Genomic DNA, 13961 nt, shown 5'->3' on the forward strand with positions numbered 1-13961 from the left:
CGCTGCAGCGCCATGCCCAATCTTTGCAACACTTGTTTCGCAATGCAACAGGATGAGCCAGGGCCTCCTGTCGCAAATCAGCGATCGGCTGTGATTGTGGTCATGCATCCCCAGGGGATGCGCAGATATTGTGGGAACGGGTTCGCGCCTCGCGCCGAACCCGTGACGAAGGGACGATCGTCTCAGGCCCCTTCGCCTCGCAGCAATTCGGTGACGTTGATGCGCTGCGGCTTGAACGCCCGCCTCAGCACCTCGATGCACCGCTCCGGCGCGGAATCGCCGCACATGAACACGTCCAGCGCGGCATAGCCCCGCTCCGGCCAGGTGTGGATCGAGATATGGCTCTCCGCCAGGACCGCAACCCCGCTCACCCCGCTATTGGGGGTGAAATGATGCAGATGCATGTGCAGCAGCGTGGCCCCGGCCACTTCGACGCAGTCGCGCAAAGTGGCGTCGATCAACTCGATGTCGTCGATTCCTTCCGCCTCGTGCAGGTCGATGATCAGATGCATCCCGGCGCAGTCGACGCCGTTCTTCGTGATGAAATGGTCCTTGCGGTCGTCCTCGATCACAGGGCGGCCGTGGGTCGTATCTTCCTTTTGGGCGGTGCTTGGAGCCTCCAAGTCCATCCCCACTTGGAAGAGGGTGTGTGCGCTCATAGAAGGGCCCTCCCCAACCAGCAGATGAAACCCAGGGGGTCTGGATTGTGGGCGGCATATAGCGGTCCCGGGCGTCATAATCAAGATGCGACCGGCGAGAACTGTGTGGATCATGACCCCGGCTCCGGCTGAACAACCGATCCGGCTCCCGGTTCTGAAAGTGGACTTGACCAATTGCTAAGTTGATCCCGCCCAGATTTTGGACGAGTTCAACACCGATGAACTAAATCGAGTTTTTTCCTCAACAGATAAAATAAGTATGACCAACTAAGGAAATCGTGTGACTGACATTGACTATGGCGAGACCTACCACCTGAAGAACAAGGACGGAACGGCGACACTTTATCGCTTCAAACTTGGCTGCGAAGACGCACAGGACGAATTCCCCGGATTCAGCACCAACATGCCTCTCGGCAAGGATTTCGATCTTGCCGAACCGAAGACGGTTCCAGCCGGCCTGGAACTGGAACCGGTCTTCTGCCGGCGCGGCGAAGACGGGTCCTGGCACCAGGCGAACCAGTCGGCAGGGGACATCGGCACCGCCGGGGAGACGTCTCCCGACACCGGTCACGGCACCGGATCCCTCGACCAATTCTGGTAGGCCGCGCACGCCAACGGGCTTGACCTGGGACCGGCTTTCCCCCAGATCAAGCCCCCATGTTGCACATTAACGGCCTCAGCTACCGCATCGACGGGCGTCTCCTCTTGGACGACGCCACCTGCGCCATCATGCCCGGCCACAAGGTCGGCTTTGTCGGCCGTAACGGCACTGGCAAATCGACCCTGCTCAAGCTGCTGACCGGCGCCTTGCAGCCCGAGCAGGGCTCCGTCAGCGTGCCGAAGAACGCCCGCATCGGCCAGGTGGCCCAGGAGGCCCCGGGCGGGCCCGAATCCCTCATCGACGTGGTCCTCGCCGCCGACACCGAGCGTGCAGCGCTCCTGGACGAGGCCGAGCACGCCTCCGATCCCAACCGCATCGCCGAGATCCAGATCCGCTTGGCCGACATCGATGCCCATGCCGCGCCCGCCCGCGCGGCCATCATCCTCTCCGGCCTGGGCTTTCCCGAGGAGGACCAGAAGCGGCCCTGTTCCGACTTCTCCGGTGGCTGGCGCATGCGTGTGGCCCTGGCCGCGGTGCTCTTCGCCCAGCCCGACGTGCTCCTTCTCGACGAGCCCACCAACTATCTCGACCTCGAGGGCACGCTCTGGCTCCAGAACTTCCTGAAGACCTATCCGGCCACCGTCCTGATCGTCAGCCACGACCGCGACCTCCTGAACGCGGTGCCCGAGCAGATCATGCTGCTGGAAGGCCTGAAGCTCACGCTTTATTCCGGCAATTACGACCGCTTCGAGCGCCTCCGCCGGGAGGAGCAGGCCCGCCAGCTGAAGCTGAAGAAGCGCCAGGACGACGAGCGCAAGCACATGCAGGCCTTTGTCGACCGGTTTCGCTACACCGCCTCCAAGGCGCGCCAGGCCCAGAGCCGTCTGAAGATGCTGGAGCGCATGGAGCCGGTCTCCGCCATCGTCGACCAGCACGTCGTCCCGTTCCATTTCCCCAAGACCCAGCGCCCGCTCGATCCCCCGCTGATTCGCATCGAGGAAGGCTCGGTGGGCTACGAGCCCGGCAAGCCGATCCTGCGCAATCTCGACCTGCGCATCGACACCGACGACCGCATCGCCCTGCTCGGCTCCAACGGCAACGGCAAATCCACCTTTGCAAAGCTCATCGCCGGCAAGCTCGGCGTCGAGACCGGTCATATGCGCTATCACAAGCGCATGAATGTCGGCTATTTCGCCCAGCATCAGGTCGATGCCCTGAACCTTGCCGACACGCCTTACGATTACATGATCAAGCTGATGCCGGATGCGACCATCGCCCAGCGCCGCGCCCGCCTCGGCTCCTTCGGCTTTGCAGCCCATCTCGCCGACAACAAGATCGCCACTTTGTCCGGCGGCGAGAAGGCGCGTCTCACGCTGATGCTGGCGACCTTTTCCGGCCCGCATATCCTGCTGCTGGACGAGCCGACGAACCATCTCGACATCGACAGCCGTGCCGCTCTCGTCTCCGCCTTGAACGATTTCGAAGGCGCCGTCATCCTGATCAGCCACGACCGCTTCCTGATCGAGGCCTGCGTCGATCGCCTCTGGCTGGTCGCCGACAAGACCGTCACCCCTTACGACGGCGATCTCGACGATTACACGAAGCTGGTGCTCGAGCGCTCCCGCGCCGCGCGCAAGGAAAAACGCGAATCCGCTCAGGATGTTGTGGCGGAATCTTCGCAGGGTGAATCCGCTGCTTCAGAAGTTGAATCACCGAAGGCCCCGGCCGAGCCTCAGCTCACCGCCCAGGAGCGCCGCAAGCGTGACGCCGATGCCAGGGCCCGCCTTGCCCCCTATCGCCGTCGCATCGAGGTGGCCGAGAAGCGCGTGGCCGAGGTCCAGCGCAAGATCGCCGAAATCGATGAAAAGCTGGCCGACCCGAAGCTCTACGCCAAGGAAAGCTCCGCCGCCAACCGCCTGGTCCAGGACCGCGGCGTTCTGCTGAAGCAGTTGAAATCCGTGGAGAACGAGTGGCTCGACGCCACCACCGCCCTGGAAGAGGCCGAATCGAGACTGGCCCTGGCCTGACCCGCCACACCCGTCATCCCGGCCAAGCGCAGCACAGAGCCGGGACCCCATGCGGCTCGGGGATCCCGGGTCAACAGTTTAAGGTCGCCGTCATCCCGGCCAAGCGCAGCGCAGAGCCGGGACCCCATGCGGCTCGGGGATCCCGGGTCAAGCCCGGGATGACAGCCAGAAACTCAAGCCCCGCGCGTCAGACCAGCGCCAGCACCCGCGTCGGCCCGCCGGTGGCACCTTTGATCTTCGGCGCGCCGATGACGAGGGTTGCCCCCGCTGCCGGCACCTGGTCGAGATTGCCCATCGCCTCGATGCCGAAGCGTCCGGCGCCGAGCCAGGCCACATGCACGGCGAAATCCTTCGAGATGCCCCGGTCCTGGGACAGGGTATCGACGCCGAGCCCGGCGATCTTGCGCTCCAGCATCCATTTCGCCGCGGCGGGTGAGAATCCGGGGAAATGCATGACCCCGCCTTCGGCCGCATTGCGATACATGTCCGTGCCCAGATGCTTGTCCCAGCCGCTCATCATCACCACGACGGCGCCGTCCGGGATGGCCCCATGCGCCTTTTCCCAGCGCTCGAGATCGGCCACTTCCACCATCGCATCGGCGTCCTTGGCGGCTTTCTCGCGGATATCGACCACCACCAGGGGCGCGACCAGGGTGTCGACCGCGATCTGCGAGACGTCGATCCCGTCATTGATGAAGTGGAGCGGCGCGTCGATATGGGTTCCCGTATGCTCGTCGACGATCCAGCGATTGGTGTTGTAGCCATCGGAGGCGATCGTTGTCACCGGCTCCAGGGTGAAGCCCTGGGTGCCGCCATAGGTCGGGAAGTCGTCGGTGAGCAGCAAGGTCAGGTCGACCACCTTACTGAATGCCTTGCCGCCGGCCGCCAGCGCCCCGGCGCCTGCTCCCGAACCGGCCAGGCTCGCCAGGGCGCCCGCTGCGACGACGCTTCCCGACAAGAGCCTGCGCCGCGACAGACTTTTGGCGACGGCTTCATGGCATCCGGCAACACACATGGCTTTTTCCTTGGAATGAGGTCTGCGCCGATCCTGCCGCGTCTCCGCCATCGCGTCTACTGCGCTGTGATAAACTCGTAAAGCAACTGCTTCCAAAGCGCCGGACCCCGGCGCCTGAATCGGGTAAAGCGCCGGACCGGCCTCTGTTCGATCCGGACGAATATCCCTCACCGCTCGAAGGGTCGGATTGTTTTTTCATTGTATAATTTCTATCTCATCTAATACATACAAGTAATAATAGAATTATTATTGGATTTAACCTTTCTTCAATCAGGAAAATTTACCGTATTCACAGTAGAGATTTGAATATATCCGGGAGAGAGCGACACGGGGCCAGCTCGTTAAGTCGGGTGTGTGGCATCGGTGAAGTCTTCGCATCGCCAACATTTGTGCCGAAATTTTGGAGACCGTCATGAACAGATTCCGTCTGCCGCTATCGGCTGCCCTGCTGCTCGCGACCCCTGGCTTGAGCCTTGCGGCCGACGCGTTGCTCCCGCCCAGCGTGGCGCCGGTCGCCGATTATGTGACCGAGATGACCATGCCCAGCTATCCCGACCCGGTCTATCCGCCCTCGGTCTACGCGACCATCGGCGGTGGCTTTGCCTGGATGAAGGCGCCGCAGATGAACATGATCAGCGCCACCACGGGCGGGACCGTCGATTTGTTCACGCCCAAGAGCTATGAAGGCTTCTACGGCACGGCGTCGATTGGCTGGAAGGCGCCCGCCAACTCGACCGGCTTCATTTCCGCGCTCGAATCCTATGGCCGCTTCACCGCCTATGGCCATTCCAAGGATTTCACCGGCAACCACTCATTCTTCCTGCCGGTCCCGGGCGCCGGCGGCTCCCTGAACCTCACCACCGACATCGAGGCGAGCCAGAGCCAGATCCTTTCCGAGTTCGGCGTCCGCGCCAAGGGGACCTCTCTTCTCGGCGCCATGGGCAGCAGGTCCTTCACCTTCAACATCGAGCCCTATCTGGCCAATTTCCAACAATCCACCGATGGGTTCGGCAGAGCCACCACCCCCGTGGTGGGCTCCATGAGCCGCACCACCGATGTGAGCGCCTGGGCACCGGGCATCAACTTGGCGGCCGAGGCGACCATTCCCTTGGCCGACAGCACCTATGCCGTCATCAAGGGCTATGGCGGCTTCTACGGCCTCATGGCGAAGGGGCGCTACGATATGGCCATCATGCGCACGGCGGTCGCAGATTCGCCCGTCAAATATGCCGACAGCCTGTCGACCCTCGGCGGCCGGGTCGGTGGCGAGGCCAAGCTCGTGCAGAAGATCATGCCCGGCATGAGTATCGCCGCGGTCGGCGGCATCGATTACTGGACGAAGCTGCCCTATGCCAGCATCAATACCGGCTCACCTTTGGGGACTCGCACGGACGACTATCTGTTTCTCAATGTCGGCGCCGAACTCATCTTCGACATCGGCTCCTGATCTTGACCGTCGTCACGGTCGCCAGAGGGGGAGAGGGCGCCGGCGGCGCCTTCTCCCTCCCTTTTTATCGAAGCGCCGGTGCTTTGCGGCCCATGCCGTCGAACAAATCGAGCATCCGTTCGAACCATTCCTCGACCGCCGGATCCTCCACCACCCGTCGCGGGCTCGACACCCGCGGCCATTGCAGGGTGCCGGCGACGATGTAGTCGGCATAGTCCGGGCTGTCGCCGCCGAGCCATTTCTGCCGCGACAGGGCGAACCGCACGGGAGCGAGCTGGGTCTTGATCATTTCGCGCCGGGCCGTCTCGTCGCCGCGCGCCGCCTCCAGTGACCCGACCCGCTTCTCGCGCGTCTCGCGGAAATAGGCCTGGTCCTCCGGCTGCAGCCGCTCGAAGATGTCGAGCACGATCAGGGGCATGATCGCCGGATGCAGCACCTGGTTGGTCCAGGCTTCGATGAACTTGTACTGTCCCATCCGCCGCGCTCCCGGGCCGAACAGCGCCGGCTTCTCGGGATAGGCCTCTTCCAGATGGCTGGCGATGGCCCAGCTGTCGCAGACCTCCTTGCTGTCGTCGATGAGGATCGGGACCGTCGGATGGCCGCAATGGCCGACCGAACGGATCTGGTGATAGGCCAGCGGCTTGACCTCCGGCTTCAGGCCCTTATGCGCCAGGGCGAATCGGACGCGCCAGCAATAGGGGCTGAACCGTTCGTCCTGTGCACCGGCCAGCTCGTAGAGTGTGGGCGCCATGATCAGTCTCCCCCTGCGCTGAGTGTATGCGGCAGGATCACCGCCTGGGCGCAGATCACCCGCGATCCGTCATGGGTGATGGACGGCGCACCGAAGAGCAGATAGCCGTCTTCCAGCGCCTGCGAGACCTTTTCGCAAAACGATCGGTCGTCGGGACCGGTGAGCAGTCGGTAGTTAAGTTTCTCGGACATGGCACCTCCTGGCTGTCTTGGCGGGCACTCTATCGCGTCTGGCGGCCTCTGCCACCTGTCGCCTTCGATGTCTCTGGCCTTGAACCGTCTACGCTCTTGGCCACGCCTCATTCTGGCCGCAAGTTTCTACTTTAGGTAGAAAAATTGTACTTGACGGTTTGAGTGTCCCGGTGCCCCAGTCCCTGAGTGAGCCTCCCTTGGCCTGTGCCCCTGTCGGCCTGCGTGTCGTCGACCGGCGTCTCTTCGGCCTCTTGTCGCGGGCGCGCCGCCACGGGCTCGCGACCCTCGATCTGACGACGGCGGCCTGCACCCTGAGCCAGGCGGCCCGCGATGCCCGCCGCCTGGCCCTGGGCGGCCTTCCCCGGATGCCCGCACTCCTGGATCTGGTCGTATCCCGCGCCGCCGGCATCTTCGGCGCCCCCCATATCCGCCTCTACCCGTCCCTCGCCCAGGCTCACTTCGCCCTGCTGCTGGCCATCCTCCCGCGCGGTCAGACGGTCCTCAGCCTGAAGCTGCGCGCCGGCGGCTCCGTCACCCACAGCCTCGGCGCCCATTCCGCCGGCCGCTGGTTCAATGTCGCCCAATACGGCGTCGAGCCCGCGACCGGACAGCCGACGGAGACCGAATTGCGCAGGCTGTGCCTGGCCCATCGCCCCCGCCTCATCATCGCCGGCGGCGTCACCTGTCCCCATCGACCGCGATTGCAGCTGCTGCGGGAATTGGCCGACGAGGTCGATGCCGTGCTCGTGGCGGACCTCACCGATCATGCCGGCCTCGTGGCGGGTGGGCATCTGCCCTGTCCCTTGGCCGAGGCCCATCTGGTCGTCATGCCGACCAATCGTGAGTTTCGCGGGCCGCCGGGGGCGCTGATCGCCACCGCCGACATCGATCTCGCCCGCCAGATCGATCTCACCTTGACTGATCAGGGCGATGCCGGCTTGGCGCCCGCCACCGCTTCAGCCCTGGCGGCCGCCTTTGGCGAGGTGCCAAGCGAGGCCTTCCGCCGCTACATCCAGGGGGTTTCCGAGAATGCGGCGAGCCTCCGCCGGGCGCTCCAGGCCGAGGGCCTCCTCGTCGCCGGCGGCGACACCTCCATCCTCGTCCTCGATCTGCGGCCTTTGGGACTGGGGGCCGAGCCCGCAGCGACCCTGCTGCGCCGGATCGGCCTGAACGCAGACCCGGTCCCGCTGGTCGATGATCCAGCACCCCTGGCCCTGCCTTCGGGGCTGCGCCTCTCCGTGGCCGCCCTGACCGCCCGCGGCTTCGGGCCCGAGGAGATGGCCGTCACGGCCTCGCTCATCGGTCGCACCCTGCGCTGCCGACAGCCGGGCGCGCGCGAGGCCGAGGCGGCCCTGCGCCGGGTCGCCGCCGGCCTGGCCCGGCGCTTTCCCCTCGTCAGTTAAGCCTTGCGCTCCCAGCGCCCTTCGCTCGACTGCTGCCAATAGGTCACGGCATGCCCACGGGCCTTGGCCTTCGTCCATTCGCCGCGGGCGGCCGCCACCGCCTCCGGATTGCGTCCGTCGAACAGATGCACGACCCGCTCATAGGCGGCGACCTCCTCCAGGCTGGCCCCGTCCACGAAGAAGCGCACCTGCGCCCCGTTCGGATTGTCGTCGTCCGGCGTCAGCCAGATCGGCTGCTGCTCGGCAAAGCCATCCTTGGCACTGCCATGCGGCAGGAAACTGTCGTCTTCATAAGTCCACAGCATCACGGTCAGCGCCTCGACCCGCTCCTCGCTGCCCGCCTGCACCACCGCCCGCCACCCCCGCTCCAAGGTCTTGGTAAGCAGCATCGGTAGCACCTGTTCGAGATCCTGGCGCTCCAGATGATAGAACAACACCTCCGTCATCGCCTCCCGCCCTCGTCCTCATCCCATGCCCCCACCCCCGCCCTCCCGGACGCGCCCCCTCCTCCACCCCGTCATCCCGGACGGAGCGTAGCGCAGATCCGGGACCCCATGCGGCTCGGGGATCCCGGGTCAAGCCCGGGATGACAGCCAGAAGAGACCCGCCACCCGTCACCCTCGGGCTCCACTCAAACCGTCATCCTCGGGCTCCAATTAAACCGTCATCCTCGGGCTTGACCCGAGGATCCAGGAGCCACACGGCCCGCCCTTTCCCCCGCAACCCTGGATCCTCGGGTCAAGCCCGAGGATGACGCATTGCAAGCGGCAGGCACCGGTGCCCAGGCACCCCCACCCCGTCATCCCGGACGGAGCGCAGCGCAGAGCCGGGACCCCATGCGGCGCGGGGATCCCGGGTCAGGCCCGGGATGACAGTCGTAGAAAAACCCTCATCCCTGAGGAGGCCCGAAGGGCCGTCTCGAAGGACACGCCTACCCCTCGTAATGGGTCTCGATCATCCGGTTCAGCAGCCTGACGCCCCAGCCGACGCCGAAATGCTGGCTGATGGCGGTCTTGTTGCCGTCCATGCCGGTGCCGGCGATGTCCAGATGCGCCCAGGGCACGCCGTTGACGAAGCGCTGCAGGAATTGTGCGGCGGTGATGGAGCCGGCATAGCGCCCGCCGACATTCTTCATGTCCGCCACGTCGCTGTCGATGATCTTGTCGTATTCCGGCCCCAGCGGCAGCCGCCAGACCTTCTCGCCGGTGACCGTTCCCGCCGCCGCAAGCCGCTCCGACAATTCGTCATTATTCGAGAACAGCCCCGCATGGTCCTTGCCGAGCGCCACCAGGATCGCGCCCGTGAGCGTCGCCAGGTCAACCATGAATTTCGGCTTGAACCGGTCCTGCGTGTACCAGAGCGCATCCGCCAGCACGAGGCGGCCTTCCGCATCCGTATTCTGGACCTCGATCGTCTGTCCCGACATGGACTTCAGGATGTCCCCCGGCCGGAAGGCGGAGCCGTCGGGCATGTTCTCGACCAGCCCGATCACGCCCACCACATTGGCGCGGGCCTTGCGCGAGGCCAGCGCATGCATGAGGCCGACGACGCAGGCCGATCCGGCCATGTCGCCCTTCATGTCCTGCATGCCCGCCCCTGGCTTCAGCGAGACGCCGCCGCTGTCGAAGGTGACCCCCTTGCCGACGATGGCCAGCGGCTGGTCGTTCTTCTTGCCGCCATTCCAGGTCATGACCACCATCCGGCTTTCCCGGACCGACCCTTCTCCCACGGCCACGAGGGCGCCCATGCCGAGTGCGCGCATCTCCTTTTCATCCAGCACTTCGACCTTGACGCCGAGTTCCTTCAGAGAGTCCACCCGCTTCGCATAGGCCTCGGGATGCAGCACGTTCGGCGGCTCGTTGACGAGGTCGCGGGCCATGTGCACGCCCTCGGCGATCGCCTGCAGCGGCTCGAAGCCGGCCTTCGCCGCCTCGGCATCGCTGCTCATCACCGTCAGCGTCTTGGGATTGGGCTTGTCGTCGTCCTTCTTCTTCGTCTTGTATTTGTCGAAGCTATAGGCTCTGAGCCGCGCTCCCGATGCGATGAGGGCTGCGACCTGCGGGCTCGACAGCGGCCCGCCGTCGAAATCGACGCCGATGGTGGCATCCTTGCTCTTGCCTGACTTGAGGGTCCCTGCGATCGCCCCGCCCACCAGCTCGAGCGCATAGGCGGTCAGATCCTCAGGCTTGCCCACGCCCGCCAGGACCACTCGGTCGAGGGACACTCCGCCGGGAGCCAGCAAATCGAGGAATTTGTCGCGTTTCCCGTCGAAGCCTGCGAGCTTCATCGCCCGCGACAGCGCGCCCTGGGTGGCCGTGTCGACGTCCTGGCCCAGGGGTCCGAGGCCGCCGCCCTCCGCCACCAGAAGCACCAAGGTGCCGGTTTTCGGACGGGCGGGCTTTGCGAATTTGATTTTCATGCAGGTTCCTGTGGACGGCTACGATACGCGCTAGGGCAGCTTTAGCCCCTCCGGCGATCGACTTCAACGTGGACAGCAAGGCGTCAAGCCGCTTGCTCCGGCACCGCCGAGGGATTATCTCCCCTGGATGACGATGACACAGACGTCCCAGGCGGTCGACCAGCTGGCGGAGGATTTCGAGCTCCTCGACGATTGGGAGGACCGCTACCGCTATCTGATCGAGCTCGGCCGTGACCTGCCGCCTCTGGCTGATGAGCGCCGCACCGGCGAGACCCGCGTCCATGGCTGCGCCAGCCGCGTCTGGCTGGAGACCCGCATCGACCGCAGCGATCCCGCCGAGCCGATCCTGACCTTCCAGGGCGACAGCGACGCCCATATCGTCAAAGGCCTCATCGCCGTCTTGTTCCGCATCTTTTCCGGCCGCAGCGCCCGGACGATCCTCGCCACCGATCCGAATGCCATCTTCGCCCGCCTCGGCCTGGACGAGCATTTGACCCCCCAGCGCTCCAACGGCCTGGCCTCCATGGTCGCCCGCATCAGAACCGACGCCCAGACCGCCCTCGCCTGACGCATCGTCATCCCGGGCGAAGCGCAGCGCAGGCCCGGGACCCCATGCGGCTCGGGGATCCCGGGTCAAGCCCGGGATGACAGCCGGGGAACGCCCCTCATCCTGAGGAGCAGCCGAAGGCTGCGTCTCGAAGGACGGGTCAAGCCCGGGACGACCCATAAATCCCCCGTCATCCCGGGCGGAGCGCAGCGCAGACCCGGGACCCCGGCCCGCAATCCCTGCCCCCCCTCACATCTCCGGCCGATAATCGGCCGCGCCCCAATGGCGCAGGGGCCGCGGCCGGGCGGCGGCGGCGGGATCGGCCAGCAGCCCGTAATGCCGCGCCAGCCGCGTCAGCGCCAGATGCAGCACCACCTTGCCTGAGCGGGCCGGAAATCCGAGCCGCCGCTCTGCGGCCTCGAGCCCATTGGCGAGGCAGCACACCTCCATCATCACGCCGGCAAGCTCCGGGCCCACGGCGGCGAAGGCTGCCTGCAGCCGGTCCTTGGCGGCGATCACCGCCGCCTGCAGCTCGGCCTGCCCCCCGGCAAGGCCGGAGCGCCGCCTGCCCCCGCCACCGAGCCGGTCGCCCCAATGGGCGGTCACGCTCGGCGTCAGGCCGGCCAGGGTGAAGTCCCGCCGCAGCCGCTCCCCGGCTTCGTATTCTTCCGCGCTGATGAGGCTGTTGCCCTGTGCATCCTTGCGCTTCAGCAGCCAGAACAGGGGGCTTTCCGCCTCGTTGACGAGCACCGGCCGGCGGCTCCCGTCGCCCTCCTCGAGCATCCGCGTGGCAAGGCTTTGCCGCTGCGCCTGAAAATTCTTCGCCATCTCACGCCCCCTCGCAGCATCGCACCAGGATGCGCCCCACCCGCAGCACCGCATCCAGCGCATCCAGGGACGCATCGATGGCGGGATCGTCGCGTTCGTCCTCCACCAGCCGGCAGGCATGCGCCGCCGTCGTCCGGTCGCGGCCGAACAGCCGCCCGCTCTCGCTGAGCGACATGCCGCAGGAGACATGGGCGAGATACATCCCCACCTGGCGCGCCCAGGCCACCTCCGCCCGGCAGCGCGTGGTGGCGATGAGTTCGGTCTGCGGAATCCGCCAGGCCCAGCACACGACCAGCATGATGAAGCCCCGCAGCATGGCGTAGTCTTCATCGGGACTGAGCGTGGCGACCACCCGTCGGCGGGGCCTCGCGGGACCGCGGCGCGCCTCCAGCCGACTCTTTGTCGAAGGATACTCAACACTACGCAAGCATAGTTCTTGTGACACTGACGCCCCCCGTGCAAAGATGACCTAGTTAATCATTGCGCTGACGATCTCACCAAATCCCGATGATTACCTCGTAACCTTAACACCCCAATTATTACTCGTTCGACTATGGCGGGGATAAATTTCGTCGGCGTTTTCGAAAAATACACTCATTGGACGACAGTTTTTCATAATGAAAACACGTATAAGGGAGCTTCGGCGCCTTCGCGGCTGGACCTTGCGCTCCCTTGCTGAGCGGATTGACACAACGCCGCAGACCGTTCAGCGCCTGGAGACCGGGGATATCGCGGTGACGGCGGACTGGTTGTCGCGCTTCGGCTCGGCCTTCGGCGTCCATCCTGCCGACCTTCTCGGCGGCACCGGCGCGCGCTCCATCGAGCTTCTCGGCGGCCTCGACGGCAGTGGCCGCCTGCAGCGCCAGGAGCCCGGCATCTTCGCCCTCGACGTCCCCGCCGAGCAGCCCGTGGCGGTGCGCCTGGCGGAGACCGTGGGCCCTTATCCCCGCGGCGCCATCCTCATTGGCAACATTCTCGGCGCGACCGAGACCGCCGCCATCCAGACCTGCGACGCCATCGTCGCCCTCGACGAGGCAACGGTCCTCCTGCGCCGCCTTCTGCGCGGCGCCATTGGGCATTTCATCTTGGTGCCCCTGGATGTGGACCAGGGCGAGGTCCATTACGACGTGGTCCCCCGATGGGTCGCCCCCTTGGTGATGCGGGTCGATTATCTCTGAGAACTGAGAGCGCCGGCCGCATCTTGTTCCCCCGGCCGGGCGACATGGCACCCTGATCTCCCCAGTCTTCAGGAGATCCCATGGCCAAGATCCGCTCCCTCCGCCGCTTGTCGCCCGACGTCATGCGCCGCGGCGACCCCGCAGTGATCGCCGGCGCCCGCTCCCTCGGGGCGATCGAACACGCCCTGCGCGCCGAACGCCGCAGCGGTCGTGCCGGCCACGGGTCCTACGACCTGAACCGCCACCTCATCCTCGCCCGCGCCCTGAAGCTCAAGCGCGAGGCAGCCTCAATGCCCTTGGGCGGAGGCGTAGGAATGCGCACCGAAATAGGATGTTTCTTGGTTGGCATGGAGATCCATGGCCGGGATGAAGGCATCATGGCAGAGGATCATGTCGATCCGCTTGGCATCCGATGACAGCGGCAGCCGCAGCCAGAACTGGACCAGATGCTCTTTCGACACGCGCGGGCCGCGCACCACGCCCTGTGCCGGCCGCCCGGTGCCCACCACCCGCTCATAGGCCGAGACCCAGTAGTCGCGGCGGTCGCCCCAGTCGAATTCGTCGAGATAGAGGCCGGTGATTTCGCGTTCGTAGATTTCCCTCAGCCGCGTGCCGGCGAGCCGCACCCGGAAGCGCTGGTCGCGTTCGCCCACATCGATGAGGCTGATGCCGGGCAGCAGTCGCGGGAAGTGCGCCGGGCTGATGTCGCAGCGCCCCGGCATGGCGCGATTGCCGGCCCGGGTGCTCCAGTAATCATAGAGCTGCTGCTGCTCTGAAACGATCAGCTGTGCCCTGAAGACGTCATGTGTCGTTCCCGATCCCAAGGCGCTTCCCGCTTACCGAATCAAATCAAATCCCCACGAATCTTTATGAATCCATTAGCGACTCTGCACAA

16 protein-coding genes are annotated in these 13961 nt (G+C 65.4%); 6 read left to right on the forward strand and 10 right to left on the reverse strand.

The window, feature by feature from the left end; all coding sequences use genetic code 11:
- Positions 1–182: 182 nt before the first annotated feature.
- Positions 183–659 (reverse strand): adenosylmethionine decarboxylase, encoded by a 477-nt coding sequence (gene speD, locus FKM97_RS23085; protein ID WP_144294824.1) that lies wholly within the window; start codon positions 657–659, stop codon positions 183–185.
- Between the two features lie 280 nt (positions 660–939).
- On the opposite strand from speD, the gene FKM97_RS23090 reads away from it, so the two are divergent.
- Both FKM97_RS23090 and FKM97_RS23095 read left to right on the forward strand, forming a co-directional pair.
- On the forward strand, positions 940–1260 hold the full coding sequence (locus FKM97_RS23090) for a hypothetical protein (RefSeq protein WP_144294825.1): 321 nt from the start codon (positions 940–942) through the stop codon (positions 1258–1260).
- A gap of 56 nt (positions 1261–1316) precedes the next feature.
- A complete protein-coding gene (locus FKM97_RS23095) occupies positions 1317–3287 on the forward strand; it encodes an ABC-F family ATP-binding cassette domain-containing protein (RefSeq protein ID WP_144294826.1) in 1971 nt (656 codons plus the stop codon).
- Positions 3288–3474: 187 nt separating this feature from the next.
- On the opposite strand, the gene FKM97_RS23100 is transcribed toward FKM97_RS23095, so the two are convergent.
- Positions 3475–4302: a cyclase family protein gene (locus FKM97_RS23100; RefSeq protein ID WP_144294827.1), complete on the reverse strand. Its 828-nt coding sequence runs from the start codon at positions 4300–4302 to the stop codon at positions 3475–3477.
- Between the two features lie 412 nt (positions 4303–4714).
- Here FKM97_RS23100 and FKM97_RS23105 point away from each other — a divergent pair, with 412 nt between their 5' ends.
- The gene (locus FKM97_RS23105) at positions 4715–5749 is read left to right on the forward strand and encodes a hypothetical protein (RefSeq protein ID WP_144294828.1); all 1035 of its coding nucleotides are present in this window, start codon (positions 4715–4717) and stop codon (positions 5747–5749) included.
- A 64-nt stretch (positions 5750–5813) separates the two neighbouring features.
- Here the strand turns inward: FKM97_RS23105 and FKM97_RS23110 are convergent, their stop codons facing one another.
- Positions 5814–6500 (reverse strand): glutathione S-transferase N-terminal domain-containing protein, encoded by a 687-nt coding sequence (locus FKM97_RS23110; protein ID WP_144294829.1) that lies wholly within the window; start codon positions 6498–6500, stop codon positions 5814–5816.
- Between the two features lie 2 nt (positions 6501–6502).
- Entirely contained in the window at positions 6503–6691 is a 189-nt protein-coding gene (locus FKM97_RS23115) for a DUF1737 domain-containing protein (protein WP_144294830.1), read from the reverse strand.
- A 170-nt stretch (positions 6692–6861) separates the two neighbouring features.
- Here FKM97_RS23115 and FKM97_RS23120 point away from each other — a divergent pair, with 170 nt between their 5' ends.
- The gene (locus tag FKM97_RS23120) at positions 6862–8094 is read left to right on the forward strand and encodes a hypothetical protein (RefSeq protein WP_144294831.1); all 1233 of its coding nucleotides are present in this window, start codon (positions 6862–6864) and stop codon (positions 8092–8094) included.
- Here the strand turns inward: FKM97_RS23120 and FKM97_RS23125 are convergent.
- Both FKM97_RS23125 and FKM97_RS23130 read right to left on the reverse strand, forming a co-directional pair.
- Positions 8091–8540: a DNA polymerase III subunit chi gene (locus FKM97_RS23125; RefSeq protein ID WP_144294832.1), complete on the reverse strand. Its 450-nt coding sequence runs from the start codon at positions 8538–8540 to the stop codon at positions 8091–8093. The two genes, FKM97_RS23120 and FKM97_RS23125, sit on opposite strands and share 4 nt — an antisense overlap.
- A gap of 485 nt (positions 8541–9025) precedes the next feature.
- Positions 9026–10513 carry a leucyl aminopeptidase gene (locus FKM97_RS23130; protein WP_144294833.1) on the reverse strand — a complete coding sequence of 496 codons (1488 nt, stop codon included), beginning with the start codon at positions 10511–10513 and terminating at the stop codon, positions 9026–9028.
- A gap of 133 nt (positions 10514–10646) precedes the next feature.
- Here FKM97_RS23130 and FKM97_RS23135 point away from each other — a divergent pair, with 133 nt between their 5' ends.
- Positions 10647–11081, forward strand: a complete 435-nt coding sequence (locus tag FKM97_RS23135) for a SufE family protein (RefSeq protein WP_144294834.1) — start codon at positions 10647–10649, stop codon at positions 11079–11081.
- Positions 11082–11309: 228 nt separating this feature from the next.
- Here the strand turns inward: FKM97_RS23135 and FKM97_RS23140 are convergent, their stop codons facing one another.
- Positions 11310–11942, reverse strand: coding sequence for a DUF6456 domain-containing protein (locus FKM97_RS23140; RefSeq protein WP_144294835.1), 633 nt, complete (start codon positions 11940–11942; stop codon positions 11310–11312).
- Positions 11890–12315: a helix-turn-helix domain-containing protein gene (locus tag FKM97_RS23145; RefSeq protein ID WP_246105233.1), complete on the reverse strand. Its 426-nt coding sequence runs from the start codon at positions 12313–12315 to the stop codon at positions 11890–11892. Before FKM97_RS23145 ends, FKM97_RS23140 begins: the two co-directional genes overlap by 53 nt.
- 190 nt (positions 12316–12505) lie before the next feature.
- Between FKM97_RS23145 and FKM97_RS23150 the strand changes: the two genes are divergently transcribed.
- A complete protein-coding gene (locus tag FKM97_RS23150; RefSeq protein WP_144294836.1) occupies positions 12506–13066 on the forward strand; it encodes a helix-turn-helix domain-containing protein in 561 nt (186 codons plus the stop codon).
- Between the two features lie 68 nt (positions 13067–13134).
- Here FKM97_RS23150 and FKM97_RS26430 read toward each other — a convergent pair whose 3' ends face one another.
- Positions 13135–13311 (reverse strand): hypothetical protein, encoded by a 177-nt coding sequence (locus FKM97_RS26430; RefSeq protein WP_170241096.1) that lies wholly within the window; start codon positions 13309–13311, stop codon positions 13135–13137.
- Between the two features lie 42 nt (positions 13312–13353).
- Positions 13354–13890, reverse strand: coding sequence for a PAS domain-containing protein (locus tag FKM97_RS23155; RefSeq protein WP_144294837.1), 537 nt, complete (start codon positions 13888–13890; stop codon positions 13354–13356).
- Between the last annotated feature and the right edge of the window lie 71 nt (positions 13891–13961).

Origin of the sequence: Rhodoligotrophos appendicifer (assembly GCF_007474605.1) — a bacterium.
In the GTDB taxonomy this organism is placed as follows: Bacteria; Pseudomonadota; Alphaproteobacteria; order Rhizobiales; family Im1; genus Rhodoligotrophos; species Rhodoligotrophos appendicifer.